Raw genomic sequence first — 22,575 nt, 5'->3', positions numbered from 1 at the left:
CCCCACCACCCCCCGCCTAGCCCTCGCGACAACCCTCGGCACCCTCGCCCTCACCTGCGCCGTAGCCCTGATGGCCACCTCCGGCTGGCTCATCTCGTACGCCTCCGAGATGCCCCCGGTGCTCTACCTGATGATGGCCGTCACCTCCGTCCGAGCCTTCGGCATCGGCCGCAGCGTCTTCCGCTACGCCGAACGCCTGGTCTCCCACGACGCGGTGCTCCGCGCCCTCGGCGCGATCCGCACCACCGTCTACCGTCGCCTCGAACTGCTCGCGCCCACTGCCCTCCCGGCCTTCCGCCGGGGCGACCTGCTCTCCCGTCTGGTCTCGGACGTCGACGCGATCCAGGACCACTACCTCCGCTGGAAGCTCCCGGCCGCGATCGCCGTCACCGTCTCGGTGCTCTCCTCCCTCGCGCTGGCCGCCTTCCTCCCCGCCGCCGGCGCCGTCCTGGCCCTCGGACTGCTCCTCGCCGGAGCCGTCGTACCGGCCCTCGCCACCCGCCTCTCGGCCCGTACCGAACGCCAACAGGCCCCGGCCCGAGGTGACTTGACGGCCTCCGTGGTCGACACCCTCACCGGCACCGCCGAACTCACCGTCGCCGGCGCCCTCCCAGCCCGCCTCCGCACCGCCCACGCCGCCGACGGCCGCCTCACCACCCTCGCCGCCCGCTCGGCCGCCACCCTGGCCGCCTCCACCGGGCTGACCACCGCGCTGACCGGACTCACCGTCACCGCCGCCGCAGCCGTCGGCGTACACGCCGTCAGCTCCGGTGCGCTGCCCGGCGTCTGCCTCGCCCTGGTGATCCTGCTGCCGCTCGCGGCCTTCGAAGCCGTCACCGGCATGCCCACCGCCGTCCAGGCCCGGGCCCGCAGCAAGGCCGCCTCGGACCGGCTCGATGAGCTCCTGCTCACCGAACCGGCCGTCGTCGAGCCCACCGCCTCCGCCGAGCGGGCCCCGACGGCTCATCTGACGACCCACCAGCTCTCCGCCCGCTGGCCCGGCCGCAGCGCCGACGCGATCCACGGCATCGACCTCGACCTCACCCCGGGCCGGCGGATCGCCGTCATCGGCCCGTCCGGCTCCGGCAAGACCACCCTCGCCCACACCCTGCTCCGCTTCCTCGACCCCAGTGCCGGGAGCGTCGCGCTCCACTGTCCACAGCCTGTGGACACTCGGACGATTCCGTCCGACCAGGTCCGCCGCTCGGTCGGCCTGTGCGCCCAGGACGCCCACATCTTCGACAGCTCGCTCCGCGAGAACCTCCGCCTGGCCGCTCCCGCCGCCACCGACCGGGAGCTGGCCGACGCACTCTCCTCGGCCCGTCTGCTCTCCTGGGTGCAGACCCTCCCGGACGGCCTGGACACCATGGTCGGCGAGCACGGGGCCCGGCTCTCCGGCGGCCAGCGCCAGCGCCTCGCGCTGGCCCGGGCGCTGCTCGCCGACTTCCCGATCCTGATCCTGGACGAGCCCGCCGAGCACCTCGACCTCCCCACCGCGGACGCGCTCACCGCCGACCTGCTGGCCGCCACCACCGGCCGGACCACCCTCCTGATCACCCACCGGCTGGCCGGCCTGGACGCGGTGGACGAGATCCTGGTCCTCGACCAGGGCCGGATCGTCGAACGCGGCACCTGGTCCGAACTCACCGCCGACCCGGGCACCGCCTTCGCCGCCACCTGGCGCCGCGAACAGCTCGCCGACCTGGGATCGACCCCAGCGTTCGTCCCCACCGCCCGCCACACCACCGAACAGCCGCAACCACCCCTCCAAACCACCACAAACTAGGCTCGTCCCATGGAGACCCAGTCCGACCCGAACAACACCGGCGAGCCCACCCCCCACCGCGTCCCCGAGATCGCGTCGCTGGGCCTGGACACCCTGGTCACCGAGGTCTCCGAACGCCTCCAGTCCGCCGCCGCCGTCACCGACCGGATGCAGCGGCTGCTCGAAGCCGTGGTCTCGGTCGGCGCCGGGCTCGACCTGCACGCCACCCTCCAGCGGATCGCCACCGCCGCCGCCGAGCTGGTCGACGCCAAGTACGCCGCGCTCGGCGTGATCTCCCCGCACGCGGACGGGCTCTCCGACTTCATCCACATCGGCATCGACGACGAGACCGCCGCCAGGATCGGTCAACTCCCCAGTGGGCGCGGCATCCTGGGCGTACTGATCGACCACCCCGAGTCGCTCCGCCTGACCGACCTCTCCGCCGACCCCCGGTCCACCGGATTCCCCGCTGCCCACCCACCCATGAAGTCCTTCATCGGCGAACCGATCCGGGTTCGCGGCGAGGTGTTCGGCAACCTCTACCTCACCGAGAAGCGGACCACCTCCGGAGCCTTCACCCCCGAGGACGCCCAGGTGGTGCACGCGCTGGCGGCGGCCGCCGGGGTCGCGATCGAGAACTCCCGCCTCTACGAGGAGGGCAGGCGTCGCGAACGCTGGATCGCCGGTGCCTCCGCCGTCACCACCGCGCTGCTCTCCACCGACCGGGCCCAGGTCGCGCTGACCGTCGCGGCCGAGCAGGTCCGCGAACTCGCCGACGCCGCCCTCGGCATGATCCTGCTCCCCACCGGCGACGGGCAGATGCGGGTGGCCCACGCCTCCGGCGAGAAGGCCGAGTTCGTCCGGGGGGAGCTGCTGCCCCCCACCAGCTTCGCGGCCCAGCTGCTCCGGGGCGAGAGCGTCTACATCGACGACATGGCGAGCGACCCGGACGTGGTGATCCGGTTGGCCAAGTTGTTCGGTGCCTCGATGGCCGTCCCGATGATCGCGGCCGGCCGGGTGCTCGGCGGCCTCTGCGTCTGGCGCAGCCAGGGCGCACCGCCGTTCACAGACTCCGAGAAGCAGCTCGCCGAGGCGTTCGCCTCACAGTCCGCGCTGGCCCTCCGGCTCGCCGAGGGCCAGCGCGACCAGCAGCGCCTGGCGGTCTTCCAGGACCGCGACCGGATCGCCCGGGACCTGCACGACCTGGTCATCCAACGGCTGTTCGCCACCGGCATGATGCTCGAAGGTGCTGCGCGCCGTGCCCTGGTCCCCGAGGTCAAGACCGGCATCGGCAAGGCCGTCGACGAACTCGACGCGACCATCCAGGAAGTCCGCACCACCATCTACGCGCTCCAGCACGACGACCATGGCGACGAACCCGACACCCTGCGCACCCGGGTGCTCCGCGAGGGCAGCCAGGCTGCCGCCGCGCTCGGCTTCAAGCCCTCGATGACCTTCATGGGGCCGGTCGAGAGCCTGGTCGGCGAGAAGAGTGGCCGTCAACTCCTGGCCGCACTACGGGAGATGCTCTCCAACGTGGCCCGGCACGCCCGGGCCTCCCGGGTCGGCGTGGAGATCGACGCCACCGTGCACCTGGACGCCGAGGGGCACCCGATCTCCGGCGACCCGGACGCGTACGACCGCCCCGGCTGGCCGGGGGTACTGCTCACGGTCACCGACGACGGCGTCGGCATCCCGGACGGTGGCCGCCGCAGCGGTCTGCGCAACCTCACCCGTCGCGCCGAGACCCTGGGCGGCGCGGCCTGGAACGAGCCGGGACCGGACGGCAAGGGCACCCGGGTCCGCTGGTCGGCCCGGCTCTGAGCTCAGCTGCTGAGGGGTTCGAGTCCCAACAGCCGCTCCAGCACCGCCGCCACCCCGTCGTGCTCGTTGCTGACGGTGTGCTGCGCCACGGCGGCCAGCACCTCCGGGTGCGCGTTGGCGACGGCGTACGCCGAGCCCGCCCAGGCCAGCATCTCCAGGTCGTTGGGCATGTCGCCGAAGGCCACCACCTCGCTCCGGTCGATGCCCTGGGCGTGGCACCAGTCCGCCAGCGTGGACGCCTTGGTGACGCCGAGCGCACTGATCTCCAGCAGGGCGAACGGTGAGGACCGGGTGATCTCGACGTACCGACCGGCCACCTCACGGGCCTTGCCGAGGAAGGCGTCCGGGTCCAACTCCGGGTGCTTGACCAGCAGTTTGAACAGGCCCTGGACCTGCTCGTCGGCGAGCAGCAGTTCGGCCGACGCCACCGCGTGCGGCTCGTCCGAACCCCACATCCGCAGCTGGTACTCGGCCTCCCGGGCGAAGCCGCCGGGGAACTCGAAGGCGAACGCCGAGCCGGGCAGCTCGGCCCGGAGCAGGCCCACCACCTTCAGCGCGTCCGCCGCCGCCAGCGGGTAGGTCCGCAGCAGCTCGCCCCGCCGGACGTCGACCACCGCGCCGCCGTTCGAGCAGATCGCCACCCCGTGCCCGCCGATGTGCGCGCTGACCTGTTCCATCCACCGCGGTGGCCGGCCCGTCACGAAGACCACCTGGACACCCGCCCGCTCGGCGGCGGTCAGTGCGGCTGCGGTCCGGGGCGAGACGCCACCGCCGGGGCAGAGCAGGGTGCCGTCCAGGTCGGTGGCGATCAGGCGGGGGAGCGGGCGGGAGGCGGTGGAAGTCACCGCTCCATCTTCGCTCACCCGGCCTGATCCGCCGCCGCCCGGGACGGCACCTGGTGATCGGGCCCGGTCAGGGGTGCCAGATCTCCTTGATCTCGGTGATCTTTCCGGTGCCGTCCAGCGCGATCTCGTAGATGCCGCCGGAGCAGCTGGCCGGGTCCTGCACCTCCACGCCGAGCAGGCAGTCGCCGATGTGCTGCCACAGCTCACCGACGGGCACCGTCTTCACGGTGCCCGGGCCGTTGGCGACCTGGGCCTTCACCTTCGCCGCGAAGCCGTACGTCTTCTCGGCGCCGGCACCCGCGTAGTGGCCGTCGTTGGGGTCGCAGACGAACTTGGCGTCCTTCACGTACAGGGTGTCCTGCTTCGGCGGCTTCACCGCCTGGACGTACTTCCGGCCGGTCTTCGGCGCGGGGGTGGTGCAGCTCCCGGCCCCGTCCGGATCGTCGGACGAGCTGCTCGCCGACGGGGTCGGGGCTGCGGTGGTCTTCTCCACCGGAGTCTGCGGCGGCGTGCTGCTGGCCGCCGGAGCCTGCACGTTGTTGTTACTGCTGCTGCTCCCGCGCGTCGAGTGCTTCTGGCACCCGGTCAGACCGATGACGACGGCCGAAACGACCGCAACCCCCGTGAGCAGCCTACGAGCTGACATATCGATGGTTCCCCCATGCTCGATCAACGCCGGTGCACCCGGCTCGTCACTGACGACCCGACAGGCTACCCACTCGCTCCGACGCCACGCGCCCGGCCCCCAGATCCTCGTTCACCTGCTACGGCCTGAGCTGCGGAAACGCTCGCCGGGAACGTGGTCCGCGCTACGGCTCAGATCGCGATGAGCCGTACTCGGTTGCCGCAGAGCTTCGCCATGTCGTCGATGTCCGAGGTGAGCATGGCTACCGGTCCCGGCTGGCGGAGCGCCATCTCGGCGACGGTCGCGTCGATCGCGTACTTGTGGCCGTGCAGGCCGACTTGCTTCAGCAACTCGGCCGAGGCTCGTGCGGCCTGTTCGGTGACCGCCTCGACCTTGACCTGCGAGAGCACCCGGTTCAGCCGGGCCGTATTCACTCTCGCGTGCGTGACTTCCACGATCGTGTTGGCGCAGACCACGAGATCGGCTGCCATCGAGTGGAAGGACCGGATCATGGCCAGCGTGGCGCGCTCCTGCGAGATCCACGAGGACAGCCCCTGAGAGTCAAGCACGACGGTCTCAAGTCCGTTGCTCACGCAGCGTCCGCCGCACTCTCAGGCTCGGCCGATCCGAAAATCCTGGCCTGCGCGGCGGCGAGCTCCTCGTCGGTGAAGGCACCGTGCTCGTCCTCGTAGCGGCGCAGCTCCTCGCTGAGTAGCTGGTGTCGGATCTGGCGGGCCACGGCCTCAGCCACGTAGCCGGAGACGTTGTTCGTAAGCTTCTTGAGTTCGGCGACCTGCTCCGTCGGCAGGGTGACCGTGATGCGGGTAGTAGCTGCCATGCGAGAAGCATACTGCGGTAAGCGCCGAACCGGGGCTCCTTCGGCGGCATAGGGTCGATGCCATGCGACTGAGTACGGTGATCCTCCCCATCCACCGGTGGAGCGAGGGGCAGAAGATCTGGCGGCGGGCCGAGGACCTCGGGTTCCATGCCGCGTACACCTATGACCACCTTTCCTGGCGGTCGTTCCGGGACGAGCCGTGGTTCGGGGCGGTGCCGACCCTCACCGCCGCCGCGACCGCGACCGAGCGGATCAGGCTCGGCACACTGGTCACCTCGCCGAACTTCCGTCATCCGGTCACGCTGGCCAAGGAGTTGGTGTCGCTGGACGACATCTCGGGTGGGCGGGTGACGGTCGGGATCGGGGCCGGAGGGATCGGGTTCGACGCCACTGCGATGGGGCAGGAGGCCTGGTCGTCGAAGGAGCGGGCGGACCGGTTCGGTGAGTTCCTGCCGCTGCTCGACCGGCTGCTCACGCAGGACGCCACCACCGAGAGCGGCACGTACTACTCGGCGGTCGAGGCGCGGAACATCCCGGGCTGCGTGCAGCGACCCCGGGTGCCGTTCTACGTCGCGGCGGCCGGGCCGCGCGGGATGCGGCTGGCGGCCGAGTTCGGACAGGGATGGGTGACGTACGGCGACCCGAAGGGGCCGGCGGCGGTGCCGGCGGAGCAGGCACCTGCGGTGATCGCGGCGCAGCTGGCCAAGCTGGCGGCGGCCTGCGAGGCACAGGGCAGGGAGGTCGGCGAGCTGGAGAAAGTACTGCTGCAGGGATCGACGGCGGAGAAGCCGCTCGCCTCGCTGGATGCCTTCGTCGACTGGGCCGGTACCTACCGGGAGTTGGGCATGACGGAGCTGGTGATCCACTGGCCGGTGCCGGACTCGATCTTCGCCAATGACGTCGCGGTCTTCGAACGGATCGCCACCGAGGGTCTCGCCCAGCTGAGTTGAGCCGTTCCGGGCGGGTGCCGAGCCGGTCGGTGCCCGCCCGGGTCCGGGCGCGGTGAGGGCCTCAATGGGGGCGGTGTCCACGCGGGACTGCGCGAGGGCGGTGGCCTGACCGTGCCGTGACGCTTCCTTCGGCCGACGAAATGACCAAGCGGCTGCGTCGGGCCCGTTGCGGTTCGATCACGACGTGTCCGATTGGTTCGGCATTGCGGTGGAGTGTCTGGCGGAACTGTGTTGGCGGTGGGGGCAATGGCCTCTCATAATTCTGCTGACACACGTGACAGTCGGCTTTGGCGGGGGCGAAATGAGCGCCCCGGCGGGGGAGCGGCGCGCGTTCCGTTCCTTCCGGGGGAGTCCCTTGTCTGCGCCTGAGAACGCGCCTGAGAACGCGCCTGAGAGCGCGCCGATAAGCGTGCCCGAATCGGTGCCGGAGCCCGTACCCGAGCCACTGCCAGAGCCGACTGCCGAGGTTGAGGTCGAGTCCGGGCTGGTGCAGGAGCCGGTCGCCAGGAAGCTGCCGCGCGCGGTGGTGGTCGCGCTGACGGTCACCGGGCTGCTCGCGGTGACCGCTGCCAGCGCCACCGTCACGGTGGCGATCGGCAAGCCGGACCGGAAGCCGCACACCGTCGCTGCCGCGCCCACGGCGAGTGGCAGCGCGAGTCCGAGCCCGAGTGCGACGCCGTCACCCACTCCCACGCCGACCCCGACGCCCACTCAGGTGCCGTCCCCGGTCAGCACTCTGCACGGCACCGTGAACGGCAACACGCACGGCGGCGACCTGCGGTTTTTCCTGCTCCCGATGCCCGCCGGTGCCGAGTCCTACGGCTCGGCCGACGGGGTCGAGGTCGGGCGGGACGAGGTGAAGAAGGACTTCGAGAGCGACTCGGCCGGTGAGGAGAGTCTCAACTACCTCGGCTTCAAGGAGGGGGCGACCCGTCGCTACCGCACCGCTGACGGCCAGCAGGAGGTCGAGGTCCGGATGCTGCGGTTCAAGTCGGCGGCGGACGCCCGCAGGTTCGCGGACGGCATGAGCTTCAAGGACGCCCAGGAGTTCGACATCGACGGCGACTCCAAGGGCAAGGGCATCCTGTTGAAGCCCAAGCAGGAGGCGTGGACCGGAAGGCTGGTCGGCATCTCGAGCCTGGGCGACGTCGAGTACGAGATCACCGTCCTGGTGAAGGGCACGCCCGACAAGGCGCCGCTCCAGGATGCGATGAAGCGTCAGCGGGAAAGGCTGAACTCCGGTGGCTGAGTCCGATATTTCTCCTGAGCCCGACATCGTCGGGCAGGCCGATGCGCCGAATCCGGTGACCGGACCGACAGCAGGGCCGGCAGTGGACGCCGACCAGCCCGAAATCGGTCAGATCCCGGACCAGGCAGGCGAGTTCGGTCAGACCGAGCTGCTGGCGGCGGGCACCGAGGAGCTGCCTCCGGCGACCCCGCGTCGCCCGCTGGGCACCGGGAAGCTGCTGCTGGCCGCACTGCTGGTGGGTCCGTTGCTGGGCGGGTCGGTCGGCTACGCCGTTCAGGCAGCCAGGCCGGCCACCGCACTGCCCGGGCTGGAGGTTGCCGCGCCGCAGTACCCGACCGCTCCGGCGGACGAGAAGGCGGCGGCCGACGGGACGCTGAAGCCGCTGGGGATCGACGGCGACCTGCGCAAGCTGCTGATCTCCAGGCCGGACGGCACCGAGGAGTGGGACAACTACGGTCGCGGCGACGACAGCGGCTGGCTCAGTGCCGGTGAGAACGCGATGTCGTTCAGCGAGGCCGACGACGTCTTCCGTCGGCTGCTCCGAGACGGCTTCCGCCGGGATGCGGCCGTCACCTGGCGCAAGGACAAGGTCCTCTGGCGGGTGGAGCTGGTCCAGTACCAGTCCGACTGGGCGGGCTCGGCCGAGGCGGCAGCGTTCAGCGGGTACGGCTATGGATCGACAACTCCGTTGCCCGGCACGGCCAGTGGCACGTACGTGACGCCGACCAAGGCGTACAACTACGCCGAGAGCACCGAGCAGTACTACTACGGGGCGGCGTTGGCCAGGCGGGGTGACCTGGTGATGCGGGTCAGCGTGCACTCGCCCACCCAGGTCAATGCGGACGAGCTCAAGGATGTCGCCAAGCGGCAGTGGGAGCGACTGGTATGAGCATGACCGAGACACCCCCGTCCGACGAGCAGCAGCCCGAACTGCCGCCGCCGGCCCAGACGGACGCGCAGGCGGACGGTCAGACGGATGGCCAGACGGACGCCCGAGCGGACCACCAGCCGGCCGCTCCGCGACGGGCGATGAACCCGGCCCTGCGGGTGGGCGCCGCCGTGGTGGCGGCCGCTGTGCTCGGGGTGGGCATCGGCGTCGGCATCCTGCGCACGCAGTACCAGGACGAGGACACCGCGCCGGTCGCGGTGGCCGCTCCCTCGGCTCCGCCGAGCGCGAGCGCCTCGCCCGCCTTCGGCGCCAAGTCCAATGGCACGCACTTCGGTTCGATGCGCGAGCTGCTGCTCCCGATGCCGGAGCAGTACCGGCTGGGGCCGGATGCGGGCGCCTACGGCAACGACACCGAGCTGACCGAGGACCAGCGCAAGAGCTGGGTCGAGGACCAGATCCGTGGCTTGCCGAAGAAGCTCCAGGACGCGCTCCGCAAGGAGTGGGAGGGCGCGCCGCTGAAGGGCGGTGGCGTTCGTACCTTCATCGCGCCGTCCGGCGACTACGTGGCGACGGTCTGGCTGCTCCAGTACCACCAGGACGCGGTCAAGGCCGACGCGGCCTGGGCCAGTGTGCTGGCCTCGGACTCCGGGCTGTTCCGGCTCGGGCCGAAGGTGCCGGGGCACGAGCAGGCGAGCTGCTTCCTCCCGCACGCCGCTCCGGGGGACAAGATCGACCGCCTGGTCTGCTCGGCGGCGGAGGGTGACCTCCGGATCGAGATGGAGGTGGAGGGGATCGCCCCGCTGCCCAAGGACAAGGCCGTGAACCTCTTCAGCCAGCAGCTCGACCGGCTGGCCCGCCCGGGAGCGTCCGTATGACCGATCAGACCGAGACCACCACCCCGGTCCCGCCGCAGCCGACGACCGCGCCCGAGCCCGCAGCGGCACCCGAAGCAGCCGAGCCCGGAACCACAGAGCCCGGAACCGCCACCGGCCCGGTCGAGATCGACGCCTGGGCGCTGCCGCCCGAGGCGGTGGCGGAGGAGCAGGCCCGTCGGCCCCGCCGTCGGATCAAGGTGCGCTGGGCGGCCGCCGCGCTGGTGGTGCTGCTCACCGGCACCGCCGCCGGATTCGCGATGACCTCGGTGGAGCGGACCGACCTGCCCGGCCTGGAGACCCCGAACGACGGCCGGTACGTCTTCCAGCCCCTGGCGCTCCCGCCGCTCCCGTCCGGCAAGCCGTCGCCGGGCGCGACCGAGGCGAAGCACCGTCACCACGCCGACCTGCGGCTGCTGTTGCTGCCGGCCCCGGTCGGCGGGACCGTCTCGCCCGCCCCGGCGCCGGGTCAGCCCGCCGCACCGGCGGACTGGAAGTCCTGCGAGGACTACGCCCAGCTCGACAAGGACCCGGTCAAGCTCAAGGAGTTGCTGGACGAGAACGCCTGCCGTGGCGCGGCCCGCCGGGTCTGGACCGCGGCGGACGGCACCCGGGCCGAGACCTGGTTGCTCAAGTTCGGGTCCGAGACCGAGGCGGGCGCGTTTCACGTGAAGATGAGCAGCGGCGAGCTCAAGGAGCCGGCCGGCCTGGAGCACGCCACGCTGTCGCTGAACAGCGTCCTGGACCTGAAGTCGTCGGTGAAGTTCACCAAGACGACGGCCGGTGCAGCCAACGTGCCGGTCGGCCGCGCCGTCTACCTGCAGAGTGGCGACGTGGTCGGCCTGATCGTGCTGACCAACCCGAACGGCGTGCCGTCCCAGGCGTTCAGGCAGGTGGCGATTCTGCAGAGCGATCTGCTGAACTGACGGCAGATCAGCGGCCCGACCCCCTGGCAACCCCTAGGGGTCGGGCCGCTGCGCGTCATCCTGCAGGGCTAGTTGGACCTCGTCATCCCAGCTCATGCCGCCCGGTAGGGGTGCCCGCTAGGTTGGGCCTGTGTCCACTGTCATCAAGACGGACGGCCTCACCAAGAAGTTCCCCCGGGTCACCGCGCTGGACCAGCTCACCGTAGAGGTGCAGCCCGGTGTGGTCGGCCTGGTAGGGGCGAACGGGGCGGGCAAGTCCACACTCATCAAGATCCTGCTCGGGCTGGCCCCGGCCACCTCGGGGACGGGCCAGGTGCTCGGCCTGGACATCGCCACCGAGGGCTCGGCCATCCGCGAGCAGGTCGGCTACATGCCCGAGCACGACTGCCTGCCGCCCGACGTCTCGGCGACCGAGTTCGTGGTGCACATGGCCCGGATGTCCGGCCTGCCGGCCGCCGCCGCCCGTGAGCGCACCGCCGACACGCTGCGCCACGTCGGCCTCTACGAGGAGCGGTACCGCCCGATGGGCGGTTACTCGACCGGCATGAAGCAGCGGGTGAAGCTGGCTCAGGCTCTGGTGCACGACCCCAAGTTGGTGCTGCTGGACGAGCCGACCAACGGCCTCGACCCGGTCGGCCGGGACGAGATGCTGGCGCTGATCCGCCGGGTGTACACCGACTTCGGCATCTCGGTGCTGGTCACCACCCACCTGCTCGGCGAGCTGGAGCGCACCTGCGACCACCTGGTGGTGATCGACGGCGGCCGGCTGCTGCGGTCCTCCTCCACCGCCTCGTTCACCGAGGTGACCCAGCTGATCGCGGTCGAGGTGACGGACCGTCCGGACGAGCCGGGCTTCGACGCCGAGGCGGCCGTCCTGGCGCGGCTCACCGCCGCCGGCCTGTCGGCCCGTACCGACGGCACCAAGATCATGCTGGTGCAGCTCGAGGACGACGACACCTACGACACCATCCGGGACACCGTGGCCGACCTCGGCCTCGGCCTGGTCCGGCTGGAGCAGCGCCGCCACCGGGTCGCCGAGATCTTCGCCACCGAGACGGGAGGGCCCTCCGATGCCGCTGCCTCCTAACGACACCGCGCCCGACAGCGGAGTCATCCACAACATCGGCTACCGCGGCTACCAGGGCCCCCGCCTCGGCCGCGGCTACGCCACCGGAGCGTTGTTCGTCCAGGGCCTGCGCGCTGCGTACGGCCTGGGCCGCTCCGGCAAGTCCAAGGTGCTGCCGATGCTGGTGGCCGCCGCACTGGCGCTGCCCGCGCTGGTCATCGTGGCGGTCGCGATCATCATGAAGTTGGACAAGCTCTCGGTGGGGTACGCGGACTACATCTCCCTGTCGGTGATGGGGATCTTCGTGCTGATGTTCCTGGCCGCACAGGCCCCGGTGCTGATGTCCCGGGACCTCCGGCACAACACCGTGCCGCTGTACTTCTCCCGGCCGATCACCCGGACCGACTACGTCCAGGCGCGCTTCCTCGCGATGGCCGCCGCGCTGATGCTGCTGATGACGGTGCCGCTGGTGCTGCTGTACCTGGGCGCGTTGCTGGCCGGGCTGCCGTTCGGCGAGAACACCGGGCAGTTCGCCCAGGGCCTGTTCGCCGCGCTGCTCTACTCGGTGCTCTACTCCGCGATCGGCCTGCTGATCGCCGCCGCCACCCCGCGCCGCGGCTTCGGCGTCGCGGCCATCATGGGCGTGATGTTCGTCAGCATCCCGCTGGTCGGCATCGTGTACGGCCTCAGCAGCGGCGTCGGCCCGGCCCCGGAGTCCGCCAACTGGGCGGCCCTGCTCTCGCCGAGCACCGTCGTCCACGGTCTGGTCAACGAGATGTTCTCGATCACCACGGGCGGCTCGTTGCACGCTCCCGGCGGGATCGGCATCGCCGTCTTCGCTCTGGAGACCGCCGTGCTGACCGGCGGCTCGTACTGGCTGCTGCTGCGCCGCTACCGGAACATCTGAGAGGTCGTCATGGCAGTCATCACCATCGACAAGGTCTCCCGCTGGTTCGGCAACGTGGTCGCCGTCAACGACGTCACCATGGAGATCGGCCCGGGCGTCACCGGGCTGCTCGGCCCCAACGGCGCGGGCAAGTCCACCCTGATCCACATGATGAGCGGCTTCCTGGCCCCGTCCTCCGGGTCGGTCACCCTGGACGGCGCGCCGATCTGGCGCAACCAGCAGGTCTACCGGCAGATCGGCCTGGTGCCCGAGCGGGAGTCGATGTACGACTACCTGACGGGCTGGGAGTTCGTGCTGGCCAACGCCGAGCTGCACGGACTGGCCGACCCGGGCGCCGCCGCCGAGCGGGCCATCGGCCTGGTCGAGATGAAGTACGCGCAGGACCGGAAGACCGGCACCTACTCCAAGGGCATGAAGCAGCGGGTCAAGATGGCCTCCGCGCTGGTCCACGATCCGGCCGTACTACTGCTGGACGAGCCGTTCAACGGCATGGACCCGCGTCAGCGGCTCCAGCTGATGGAGCTGCTCCGCCAGTTCGGTGCCGACGGCCGTACCGTGCTGTTCTCCTCGCACATCCTGGAGGAGGTCGAGCAACTGGCCCGGCACATCGAGGTGGTGGTGGCCGGACGGCACGCCGCCTCCGGCGACTTCCGGAAGATCCGCCGGCTGATGACGGACCGGCCGCACCGCTACCTGGTCCGCTCCAGCGACGACCGCAGGCTGGCCGCCGCCCTGATCGCGGACAGCTCCACCGCCGGTATCGAACTCGACTGGCACGAGAAGGCGTTGCGCATCCAGGCGATCAACTTCCCGCAGTTCACCACGCTGCTGCCGAAGGTCGCCAAGGAGGCCGGCATCCGGCTGTACACCGTCTCCCCGGCCGACGAGTCGCTGGAGAGCGTCTTCTCCTACCTCGTCTCGTCCTGACGCCCCGGCTCCTGACGCCCCGTCGCTCTGTCGCTCCGAAAGGCTGACCCCCGTGAACCTGACCGTCGCCAGGCTGACCGTACGCGGCCTGCTGGGCCGCCGCCGCGGCATCCTGCTGCTGGTCGCCCCGGTCCTGCTGCTGGTCGTCTCCCTGATCACCCGGTACCTCGACAAGCAGTCCCAGGCCACCGAGATCCTGGGCGAGCTCTCGCTGGGCACCCTGGTGCCGATCATCGGCCTGGTGATCGGGGCGGGCGCGATCGCCACCGAGATCGACGACGGCTCGATCGTCTACCTGCTGGCCAAGCCGCTGCCCCGGTGGAAGATCATCACCACCAAACTGGCGGTGGCGATCGGCACCACCTGGCTGTTCGCCGCACTCCCCGCCCTGCTGGCCGGGTTCATCCTGGTCGGCACCCAGGACAACCTGGCGGTCGCCTACGCGGTGGGCACGATGGTCGCCGGGGCGGTGTACTGCGCCGTCTTCCTGCTGCTCGGCGTGGTCACCCGGAACGCGGTGGTGGTCGGCCTGGTGTACGCGCTGGTCTGGGAGAGCCTGATCGGCAACTTCGTCGAGGGCGCCCGCACCCTGAGCATCCAGCAGTGGGGCCTGAGCATCGCCAAGACCATCGCGACCGACGGCGTCATCACCGCCCCGGTCTCGCTCGGCGTCGCGGTACCGCTGCTGATCGTCGTCGCGCTCGCCGCCACCGCCCTGGCCACCGTCAAGCTCGCGGGGCTGACGCTCTCCTCCGACGAGTAGGAGCTCGCGCACACGGTGCACCACCAGGGGCCCGGGGAACGGCGGCGCCGACCTCAGGAGCGTTCAACGTGCGGATGTGGTCGGGCACTTTCGCAGTGACCCGCACGCCAGACCTCCTCGCAGTTCCCCGAGCCCCTGACCGTAGACGGCTGATGCCCGGAGGGCCTAGCGCAGGACGAGGTTGCGCCCCGCGCCCCAGCCTGCGGCGGCGGCCAGGACGGCCATCACCAGCAGCAGGGCCAGCGGCAGCTCCCAGCCGCCGGTGAGCTGGTGCAACGCTCCTGCGCCGACCGGGCCGGCTGCGGCGACCAGGTAGCCGACCGCCTGCGACATGCCGCCGAGCTGGGCGGCGCCGAGTGCGCTGTCGGTCCGCAGCACCAGGAACGCGAGCGCCAGTCCGAGCGAACCGCCCTGGGCGAGGCCGAGCACGGTGGCGGAGACCCAGGCGCCGGAGACGGGGGCCAGCAGCAGGATGACCACGCCGGTCGCGTTCAGGGCGGCCATCGAGACGGCGAGGCCGCGCTGACGGGTCATCCGGCCGGCGATCAGCGGGACCAGGAAGGCCCCGGCCACCTGCACCAGGTTGCTGAACGCGAAGACCAGCCCGGCCTCGCCCCGGGCCATCCCGTGGTCGACCAGGATGGTGGGCAGCCAGGCGATCAGGGTGTAGACCATCAGCGAGGAGATGCCCATGAAGGCGCTCACCTGCCACGCCAACCCCGACTTCCAGACCCCCTCGATCGGCTTCCCGACCGGCGCCGCTGCGACGGCGGCCCGCTCCTGACGGGACCTCAGCACCTGCGGCAGCCACGCCACCGCTGCCACCAGGGCGAGCAGCGACCAGGCGCCGAGCGAACCCTCCCAGCCGCCGCCGAACACCTTCTCCAGCGGCACCGAGACGGCTGCCGCGAGGGTGGCACCGATCAGCATCGAGGTCGAGTAGACGCCGGTCATGGCGGCCGCCCGGCCCGGGAACTCGCGCTTGACCAGACCGGGCATCGAGACGTTCAGCACCGCGATGGCGACCCCGATCACCATGCAACCCGCGTACAGCGCGAAGGAGTTGGGCAGCACCCGGAGCAGGATGCCCGCACCGAGCGTGAGCACCGCGCCCAGCACCACCTTCTCCGCGCCGAACCGCCGGGTCAGCCGGGGCGTCAGCGGGGCGCCGAGGCCCTGGAACAGCACCGGCACGGTGGTGATCAGGCCGCTCGCGGTGGCGGACAGGCCGAAGGTGCGCTGGATCTCGCCGAGCAGCGGGGAGACCGCGGCCAGCGAGGCCCGCATGTTGAGCGCGACCAGCACGATGCCGAACAGCAGCAGGGCGGGGTGCGCGAGGCTGGTGCGGGTACGGACCTTCGGTGCGGCGACCGGCTGGGCCTGGGTGACCGTCATGGGACTGTTTTCTCTCCGGGCATGGGTGAACTACGGGCAGGACGACGGGAGTTGGCCGGTCGTCACTTCCGCGCGGCGATGGCGGCGAGCAGCTGCTCGACGGCGCCGATCGGTTCGGCCAGCAGGGCCCGGCAGGCCGCCTCGGCCAGCTCCGGGTCGCCGCTCTCGATCGCGTCGACCAGGGCCTGGTGGGTGGCCACCACCACCTCGGGCATCTCGTGGTCACCGAACGAGGCCCGCATCGACTCGCGCACCGAGGCGCCGAAGTAGCGGTACACCTCGGTCAGCGCGGGGTTGTGTGCAGCCTCCACCACGGCAGTGTGGAACTCCAGGTCGTGCTCGACGGTGGCCTCCCGCCCGGTCCGCTCGGGCTCGGTGGCGATGATCTCGGCCTCCCGGGCCAGCGCGGCCCGCATCCGGGCGATGTCCTCGGGGGTGTGCCGGAGCGCGGCCAGCCGGGCAGCCTCGGTCTCCAGCGCGGCCCGGACTTCCAGCACGTCCCTTACGCCCGAGCGCTGCACCCCGCGCAGCACCGAGGCCGGGTCGCTGGTGCTCCGGACGAAGGTGCCCTCGCCCTGCCGGGAGACCAGCATCCCCGCGTGCGCCAGCACCCGGATCGCCTCCCGGACGGTGTTGCGCCCAACCCCGAGCCGCTCGGCCAGCTCGTGCTCGGTCGGGATCTTCCCCCCGACCGGCCAGCTGCCGGCGCTCAGCTGCTCCCGCAGCTGCTCGATCGTCTCGTCCACCAGGGAACGGCGCCCGGCGGCCTGCAGTCCGTCACGGCTCATCGGGGGCTCCTCTCGCGGGTGGACGCCAGTCATCCTACAACTACTTGCCCGGTCATCCTACAACTGGGCTGGCATGGGCCCGACGGACGCACAGGGCCCCCTCCCGACCGTGGTCGGGAGGGGGCCCTGTCTCAGGACGGCAGCCGCTACAGGGTGATCACGTAGCTCTGGATGTCCGATACGAAGTGGTCGGCGATCGCCGAGCTCACCACGTTCCGGTCGGTGCTGTTCGCCGCCGCGGCGACGGTGCTGATGTCCTCCATACCGTCAGTCGCGGAGATCTTGTTCTCCGTGATGTCCTTGTTGAGCTGGACCCTGGCGATCTCCCGCGGGTCCTCGGCCGTCCAGCCCTGGGCGGGCACGGTGGTCACGATCACGTGCACGAGGTCCGAGCCGTCCGGGCGCTTGAACTGCTTGAGGCCGGTCTTGATGTCGGTCACCAGCGACTGGATGTTCGCCTCGATGACCGCCGGAGTGTCACCGTGCGCCAGGTCGTTCGCGCCGAGGGCGAGCACCACCGTGTGCAGGTTCGGCTGGTCCAGGGCGCCGGCGTTCAGCAGGTTCCCGGCCTGGAGGTCGGATCCGGCGCCCGCCGCGAGCAGTGCGACGTCGTTGGCGGGCAGCGCCTCGCGGAAGATCTGGACGTCCGCCACGTTGCCCTTGAGTCGGGAGTACACGTCCCCGAGGTACTGGTACGCGCCGATGAGCACGTCTCCGCTGGTGGCCAGGTTGGCGCCGTGCCAACCGCTCCCGACCGGCTGGCCGTTGACATAGAGCGTCATAGCGCCGTTGTTGCCGTTGTAGGTGGCGGTCAGGTGGGTCCAGGTCCCGAGGGCGACCGTCCCGTTGGAGATGACCTGGTCGTAGCTCCAGCCGCTGTCCGCGGTGGCCATCCCGAAGTGCCAGTGATTGTCGGCGTCCGGCCACAGGATGAAGCCCGAGGAGTTGTTGCCCTTCTGGGAGAGGATCACACCACCGAGCTCCACCGGCTTGACCCAGGCGGAGACCGAGAAGTGCTTGGTGGTGTCGACCATCGCTCCGGACACCGTGCCGAAACCGGCGCCGGTGAGGCTCACCGAGCCGCTGGTGCTGGACGGGTGGTCGGTCGACCAGGTGGCACCGGTGAAGTTCACCGGGTTCGCCCCGACCAGGTCCTTGCCGATGGTGCCGCTGCCGTCGGCGAGGCGCCACCAGTTGTGGAGGCGCTGGCCAAGCGAGTTGGCCACCCCGGCCACCGTGGTCGAGCGGCCCGAGAGGTTCACCAGGCCCTGGGGCACCGGGATCTGTGTCGGGTCGAGCTGCGCTGCGGCGATGGACCCGGGCAGCTTGTCCGCCCAACCGGTCACCCCGGCGGTGTTCAGTGCGTTCTGGTCGCCGAGGACCACCATCGTGCCCTGCCCGGCGTCACCGGTGGTGACGTCGAGACCGCCGAGGAAGTACCAGCCATCGCGCGAGGACCAGGACGCCCCGGAGGTGTCGGTGGTGCGGTCGCCGGGAGAGGTCAGGCTGTTCACGGCGGCGGCGTCCGACTTCGGCGCCGTGGCGGCCCCGTTCGCCAGGTAGAGGCTGATCGCGAGGTCCCCGCTGCCGCCGAGGGCCGAGACGGCCACCGGGTCGCTGAACACCTCAGCACCGGCCTGGATCGTGACGGCCCTGTTCGCCGCCCCGCCGAAGGTGAGTGCCACCGCCGGCTTGGCGTTGACACCGTTGCCGCCGTCCAACGCGACCGAAGCGGTGTTGACGGTCACCGGGCCGGTGCCGTAACGGTTCGTCAGCCGGACGCGGACCTTCCGGTCCGGGCCTGCCCCCATGGTGCTCGGGTGGATCACCTGACGGACGGTCTGACCGGCGAACAGGTTGCCGCTGGCCGCCGTCGCCCCACCGGTGGGAGTGGTCGCCCAGGCGCCGATCCAGGTGCGGCCGTAGTCGGAGAGCGGCCAGAGACCTGCGGGCGTGGCGAGTGCGTCCGGTGCCGGGGAGGCGGCCAGGGTGCTGATGTCACTCGCGGTCAGGGCCCGCTGGTAGGCCTGCACGTCCGAGAGCGAGCCCCGGAAGTAGTTCGTGGCGCCCCCGTTGTAGAGCCCTCGCCCGATCACCAGCGGACCGTTCGCGGCCACCGGTGAGGTGTAGGCGATGCTGCTCTGCAGGACCCCGTCCACGTAGAGCAGCAGCTTGCCGGCGCTGTTGTCGTAGACCGTGGTGAGGTGCGTCCAGGTCCCGAGCTGTGGCGCTGCCAACGACCACGTCCCGACCGACTGCGGGTTCATGGTGTCGCTGGTGGGTCGGCTGAAGTTCCAGCGGTTGGTCTCGGGGTTGTAGCCGAGGGTGAACCCGCCGATGTTGGTGCCCTGTTGCTCCACCAGGGACTGCCAGACGCCGGCCGGCGTGGCGTTGGGCTTCGCCCAGGCGGACACCGTAAAGCTCGTCATGGTGTCCAGGACCGGACCGCTGGTCCGCAGGGTGCCGCCGGTACCGTCGAAGACGGCGGAACCACCGGTCGTGGCGGTGCTGCCGTGGTCGGGGCTGAAGGAGACGGCGCCGGTCTGGGTCAGCGGGTGGTTGCCGGCGCTGGTGTCGGCGCTGGTGAGGACCTGGCCGGCGGACGTCGGGCGCACGCCGATCGCCAGGACGTGCACCGCGTTCGGGCAGGTTCCGGGCACCATGGTGGAGCCGTAGTTGGGGAGGGTGACGCTGTTGAGTTTCGCCGCCGGGTTGGCCGGGAGCACCAGCAGGTACAGCCGGGCGGCCGGCCCGTGGCCGCCTCCCGGCCAGTTGAGGTACGGCAGGTTGTAGGCCGCGGTCTTGTCGGTACCGGCCACCCAGTCCGGGACGGGCGAGGTCACCGGCTTGTCGGGCGCCGGGCCACCGGCCGCGTAGGTCACGGTGGCGCTGGACTGCGGCGCGGTGCCGCAGGTGCTGGTGACCAGCAGGGCGACCGAGTTGGCCGGCACCTGCTGGGACGCGTCCAACGTGATGGTCTGTCCCATCGCGATGACGTTGTCCTTGGCGGCGGCGTTCGGCGACGGCATGGTGAAGTCGAAACCGGACGCGGTGAACTTCGCGCCGGCGCCGAGGCCGGCCGCGGTCAGGGTCTGCTTCGAGAGCGAGTTGCCGCTACCGGTGGTGCCGCCGACGTCGCCTCCGGCGTTGCGGAACGAGAAGTCGAGGTTGGCCGCCCCCGGGTTGGCGTCGTCACTGATGCCGCGGTTGTTCATCGCCGCCGAGAAGCCGGCGAAGGTCGCGTTGTTGATCGGGACGGCATTGATGTAGTCGATGCCCGCCCAGTAGCGGTGACCGCTGCCGGCCGTGCCCGGATCGGTGTCCACGACGGTCACCGTCATCCTGTGCGTGCCGGGCGTGAGCCGTGCCCCGCCCAACGCCAGGTGCTTGGTGTCGCAGCAGGGCGCGTAGCCGTTGAAGGGCCTGGTGTCGGTACCCGCGAGGACGGTCCCGTCCAGGTCGACCTTCAGCTTCCCGTAGTCGGTCGCCCGGGTCAGGCCGAGTCCCAGCGAGTAGTCCGCGTCCAGGGTGGTGTTGAAGGACATCGAGTACGTGTCACCGACCTCGTTGCCCTCGAAGAGCACCTGCTTGCTGTTCGACCAGGCGGTCGGTCCCCAGTCCTGGACCAGTGTGGCGGGAGCGGTGACGACGCCCTGCGGCGCACCCGTGGTGACGGTCACCTTCGAGGCGTCCTCGACCTCGAACTTCACCGGGCCCGAGTTGTAGTTCGGGGAGACGAAGAACTCGTAGGCGGCCGCGGTCGGGGACATGTTGTGCGCGGCGTCGAAGCTCTTCACCCACAGCGTGTGGTGACCGACGCTCAGCCCGGACGGCATCGCGAGGGCGGTGGTGCCGCCGGCGCTTGGTATCAGGCCGTAGACCGCGCCGCCGGCCGAGCGCTGACTGTTGTAGTTGCAGGTGGAGTTGGTCAGCGCGTCGACCGAGCCGCCGGAGTCGAAGGCGTAGGAGTACCCGGCGGTGTTCGAGTTGCCGCTGTTGCCCAGCAGGAAGGTCCCAGCGGTGCCCTGCGGCAGGCCCCAGACCGGGTTGCCGTTCTGGTCTACCTGGAAGTCGTAGCTGCCGAGCCACGGTGAGGGCATCGTCTCGTTGAGGACGGTGAACGCGTGCAGCGTCGCCGGCGCCATCGAGTTGTTGTAGTTGTCGTTGCTGTCACCCAGCGCGCCGGTGCTCGACCAGGCGGGCGCAGCCGGATCGCCCTGCGGGGGCACGTTCTCCACGGCGGCCCGGAAGCGGTAGTTGCCGTTCGGGTAGGTGCCGTAGTTGGACTGCCAGGAGCCGACCGCGCCCGAAGTCGTCTGGACCGGGGCGTAGTTCCAGTTCCACGAGAGCTTGCTGCTCTCGTTCCACACCTCGAACCAGTACTTCAGCGGGAGCGGATTGGGGTTCTGGTCGGTGGCCTGCGCGTTCACCGTGAAGTTGGTGTTGTTGTTGACGTAGTTGACGCCGTTGCAGTTGAACTCACCGCCGACCCACAGGTTGCCCGCCGCACCGGGCGGGTAGTTGTAGGCGATGTCCAGGTGCGGGTTGTGGTCGAACTTCTTCCACTGGTTGCGGTCGCCCTCGTTGTCCGCGTGCAGGCCGAACGTCGTCCAGGACCAACTGTTGTTGATCGCGTCCTGCACACCGCTCGCCACGTTGAACGAGAACTCCTTGGCGCTCTTCGGACAGTCCGAGTTGCCGCCCGCGTCCGACCACTGCTGGTCCAGGTGACGCCCGAGCGGACCGGGCCAGTTGGTGCCCCCGTCCACCCAGCCGGACGCGTTGATGTCCGTCGGCTGGGTGCTGCAGGCGCCCACGTGGGTCTGCGTGATGTAGAAGCGGGCACTGGTCAGGCTGGGCCGCACGCCGTTCCGGGGCAGGATGCCCGAGGTGTTCATGTTGAAGTACGAGCGCAGCACGTCGTAGTTGCAGTTGCTCCAGCCGCAGTAGCCGGTGCGGGCGTCCTCGGAGGACGAGTTGTAGTAGTTGTAGCCCTTGTTGGAGACGCTCACCCAGTAGCCCGAGGAGTTGCCCGCACCCGGCGCGAACCACGGGTCGATGAACAGCGGGTACTTCACATCGGGCCCGGTCAGCGCGGTGTCCGGCGGAGTGAGCGTCACCTCCGTGGTCTGGGTGGCCGGGAGTGCCTTCGCGGCCCCGGCGGCCTTGGTCTGCGCGGCGGCCGCCTTCGGTTCCGCTTTCACCCCGAGCTTGCTGAGCTTTCCGGACCCCTGGGAGGTGGCGGTGGGCTTGTCACCCAGCTTCGGCTCGTCGGAGGAGTCCCACATCGTGGGGGCCGGTGAGCGGTAGACCTCCTTACCCGCAGTGTCGAGCGCGGACAGCGAACCGTCCGCGGCCGCCTTCACCGTCAGGTTCGTGCCGTCCACCGTGAGGCGCAGCGACTTGAGAGCCGGGTTGGCCGCCGCCTTCGCGTCGTGCACCACCAGCACCTCGGTGTAAGAGTCCGAGGTCGCGGTCAGCTGCAGATCGACGCCGGGCAGCACACCTGGGTAGGTCGCCGACGCGCCGTTCAGGACCGGCTTCGGCAGCGGGGCGGGCCAGGAGACCGCCAGTTTCTGGTCCCCGTGCGACAGCGTGACCGCCGGGCCGTTGCCGCCGCCCGAGAACACGGCACTGCCCGACGCCGCCTTCGGCGCCACCGAGCCGTCGGCCCGCTGCACCAGCGTGGTGTCCACCGGCACCCAGCCCGAGCCCTGGTTCACCCGGACGGGATGCACGTAGGTCTGCAGCAGGAAGCTGCCGTCCGGCTGTGCCATGACCTGGTCGTACTCGGTGGTCTGCGAGGGGATCTCGGCCGGCTGCTTGCTCTTCTTCGCCTTCGCCACCGCGAGGCCCGCATCCGGCGCGGCCGGGGCGGCCGGCGCCTTGGCGGTGGACACACCGGGCGGGGGCGTGTTGTCCGCGGGCTTCGGCGGTTCCGTCCGC

Annotated in this window: 18 protein-coding genes; 11 read left to right on the top strand and 7 right to left on the bottom strand. The window is 70.7% G+C overall.

The genetic code is table 11. The features are described 5' to 3' along the window. Together cydC and ASC99_RS21415 are read left to right on the top strand one after the other, a co-directional pair. A partial coding sequence (cydC, locus tag ASC99_RS21420; protein WP_082598514.1) for a thiol reductant ABC exporter subunit CydC occupies positions 1-1,786 on the top strand: 1,786 nt, incomplete at its 5' end. Between the two features lie 9 nt (positions 1,787-1,795). Then, positions 1,796-3,589 (top strand): GAF domain-containing sensor histidine kinase, encoded by a 1,794-nt coding sequence (locus ASC99_RS21415; protein ID WP_057234461.1) that lies wholly within the window; start codon positions 1,796-1,798, stop codon positions 3,587-3,589. Between the two features lie 2 nt (positions 3,590-3,591). Here ASC99_RS21415 and ASC99_RS21410 read toward each other — a convergent pair whose 3' ends face one another. The 4 genes from ASC99_RS21410 to ASC99_RS21395 form a co-directional block, all read right to left on the bottom strand. After that, the gene (locus ASC99_RS21410) at positions 3,592-4,434 is read right to left on the bottom strand and encodes an HAD family hydrolase (RefSeq protein WP_057234459.1); all 843 of its coding nucleotides are present in this window, start codon (positions 4,432-4,434) and stop codon (positions 3,592-3,594) included. 67 nt (positions 4,435-4,501) lie between these two features. Continuing rightward, entirely contained in the window at positions 4,502-5,080 is a 579-nt protein-coding gene (locus tag ASC99_RS21405) for a hypothetical protein (RefSeq protein ID WP_157531662.1), read from the bottom strand. 170 nt (positions 5,081-5,250) lie between these two features. After that, positions 5,251-5,652, bottom strand: a complete 402-nt coding sequence (locus ASC99_RS21400) for a DNA-binding protein (RefSeq protein ID WP_057234455.1) — start codon at positions 5,650-5,652, stop codon at positions 5,251-5,253. Further along, on the bottom strand, positions 5,649-5,897 hold the full coding sequence (locus ASC99_RS21395) for a hypothetical protein (RefSeq protein WP_057234453.1): 249 nt from the start codon (positions 5,895-5,897) through the stop codon (positions 5,649-5,651). Before ASC99_RS21395 ends, ASC99_RS21400 begins: the two co-directional genes overlap by 4 nt. A 62-nt stretch (positions 5,898-5,959) precedes the next feature. Here ASC99_RS21395 and ASC99_RS21390 point away from each other — a divergent pair, with 62 nt between their 5' ends. The 9 genes from ASC99_RS21390 to ASC99_RS21350 all read left to right on the top strand — a co-directional run bounded on the left by ASC99_RS21390 (position 5,960) and on the right by ASC99_RS21350 (position 14,446). Further along, on the top strand, positions 5,960-6,847 hold the full coding sequence (locus ASC99_RS21390) for an LLM class flavin-dependent oxidoreductase (RefSeq protein WP_057234451.1): 888 nt from the start codon (positions 5,960-5,962) through the stop codon (positions 6,845-6,847). Positions 6,848-7,268: 421 nt separating this feature from the next. Then, positions 7,269-8,096: a hypothetical protein gene (locus ASC99_RS21385; RefSeq protein ID WP_157531661.1), complete on the top strand. Its 828-nt coding sequence runs from the start codon at positions 7,269-7,271 to the stop codon at positions 8,094-8,096. Between the two features lie 82 nt (positions 8,097-8,178). After that, on the top strand, positions 8,179-8,985 hold the full coding sequence (locus tag ASC99_RS21380) for a hypothetical protein (protein WP_057234448.1): 807 nt from the start codon (positions 8,179-8,181) through the stop codon (positions 8,983-8,985). After that, a complete protein-coding gene (locus ASC99_RS21375; protein ID WP_057241170.1) occupies positions 8,982-9,860 on the top strand; it encodes a hypothetical protein in 879 nt (292 codons plus the stop codon). Before ASC99_RS21380 ends, ASC99_RS21375 begins: the two co-directional genes overlap by 4 nt. Further along, on the top strand, positions 9,857-10,783 hold the full coding sequence (locus ASC99_RS21370) for a hypothetical protein (RefSeq protein ID WP_057234444.1): 927 nt from the start codon (positions 9,857-9,859) through the stop codon (positions 10,781-10,783). Before ASC99_RS21375 ends, ASC99_RS21370 begins: the two co-directional genes overlap by 4 nt. Before the next feature lie 130 nt (positions 10,784-10,913). After that, entirely contained in the window at positions 10,914-11,870 is a 957-nt protein-coding gene (locus ASC99_RS21365; protein WP_057234443.1) for an ABC transporter ATP-binding protein, read from the top strand. Next, entirely contained in the window at positions 11,854-12,756 is a 903-nt protein-coding gene (locus ASC99_RS21360) for an ABC transporter permease (RefSeq protein WP_057234441.1), read from the top strand. Before ASC99_RS21365 ends, ASC99_RS21360 begins: the two co-directional genes overlap by 17 nt. A 9-nt stretch (positions 12,757-12,765) precedes the next feature. Next, entirely contained in the window at positions 12,766-13,683 is a 918-nt protein-coding gene (locus tag ASC99_RS21355; RefSeq protein ID WP_057234439.1) for an ABC transporter ATP-binding protein, read from the top strand. 52 nt (positions 13,684-13,735) lie between these two features. Further along, complete coding sequence (locus ASC99_RS21350) at positions 13,736-14,446, top strand: ABC transporter permease (protein WP_057234437.1); 711 nt, start codon at positions 13,736-13,738, stop codon at positions 14,444-14,446. Between the two features lie 165 nt (positions 14,447-14,611). Here the strand turns inward: ASC99_RS21350 and ASC99_RS21345 are convergent, their stop codons facing one another. The 3 genes from ASC99_RS21345 to ASC99_RS21335 all read right to left on the bottom strand — a co-directional run bounded on the left by ASC99_RS21345 (position 14,612) and on the right by ASC99_RS21335 (position 22,529). Continuing rightward, positions 14,612-15,841, bottom strand: coding sequence for an MFS transporter (locus tag ASC99_RS21345; protein ID WP_057234435.1), 1,230 nt, complete (start codon positions 15,839-15,841; stop codon positions 14,612-14,614). Positions 15,842-15,903: 62 nt separating this feature from the next. Continuing rightward, complete coding sequence (locus ASC99_RS21340; RefSeq protein WP_057234433.1) at positions 15,904-16,629, bottom strand: FadR/GntR family transcriptional regulator; 726 nt, start codon at positions 16,627-16,629, stop codon at positions 15,904-15,906. A gap of 146 nt (positions 16,630-16,775) precedes the next feature. Beyond that, the gene (locus ASC99_RS21335; RefSeq protein WP_057234432.1) at positions 16,776-22,529 is read right to left on the bottom strand and encodes a LamG-like jellyroll fold domain-containing protein; all 5,754 of its coding nucleotides are present in this window, start codon (positions 22,527-22,529) and stop codon (positions 16,776-16,778) included. Positions 22,530-22,575 lie beyond the last annotated feature (46 nt).

The organism is Kitasatospora sp. Root107, from assembly GCF_001424875.1.
Classification (GTDB): domain Bacteria; phylum Actinomycetota; class Actinomycetes; order Streptomycetales; family Streptomycetaceae; genus Kitasatospora.
Note: the sequence above shows the minus strand (reverse complement) of the source record. Positions and strands in the feature narration are given on the sequence as shown.

Coding starts and splice junctions, on each gene's coding strand:
- ASC99_RS21415 (WP_057234461.1), top strand. CDS start 1,796: ATGGAGACCCAGTCCGACCCGAACAACACCGGCGAGCCCACCCCCCAC.
- ASC99_RS21405 (WP_157531662.1), bottom strand. CDS start 5,080: ATGTCAGCTCGTAGGCTGCTCACGGGGGTTGCGGTCGTTTCGGCCGTC.
- ASC99_RS21395 (WP_057234453.1), bottom strand. CDS start 5,897: ATGGCAGCTACTACCCGCATCACGGTCACCCTGCCGACGGAGCAGGTC.
- ASC99_RS21390 (WP_057234451.1), top strand. CDS start 5,960: ATGCGACTGAGTACGGTGATCCTCCCCATCCACCGGTGGAGCGAGGGG.
- ASC99_RS21375 (WP_057241170.1), top strand. CDS start 8,982: ATGAGCATGACCGAGACACCCCCGTCCGACGAGCAGCAGCCCGAACTG.
- ASC99_RS21370 (WP_057234444.1), top strand. CDS start 9,857: ATGACCGATCAGACCGAGACCACCACCCCGGTCCCGCCGCAGCCGACG.
- ASC99_RS21360 (WP_057234441.1), top strand. CDS start 11,854: ATGCCGCTGCCTCCTAACGACACCGCGCCCGACAGCGGAGTCATCCAC.
- ASC99_RS21355 (WP_057234439.1), top strand. CDS start 12,766: ATGGCAGTCATCACCATCGACAAGGTCTCCCGCTGGTTCGGCAACGTG.
- ASC99_RS21345 (WP_057234435.1), bottom strand. CDS start 15,841: ATGACGGTCACCCAGGCCCAGCCGGTCGCCGCACCGAAGGTCCGTACC.
- ASC99_RS21340 (WP_057234433.1), bottom strand. CDS start 16,629: ATGAGCCGTGACGGACTGCAGGCCGCCGGGCGCCGTTCCCTGGTGGAC.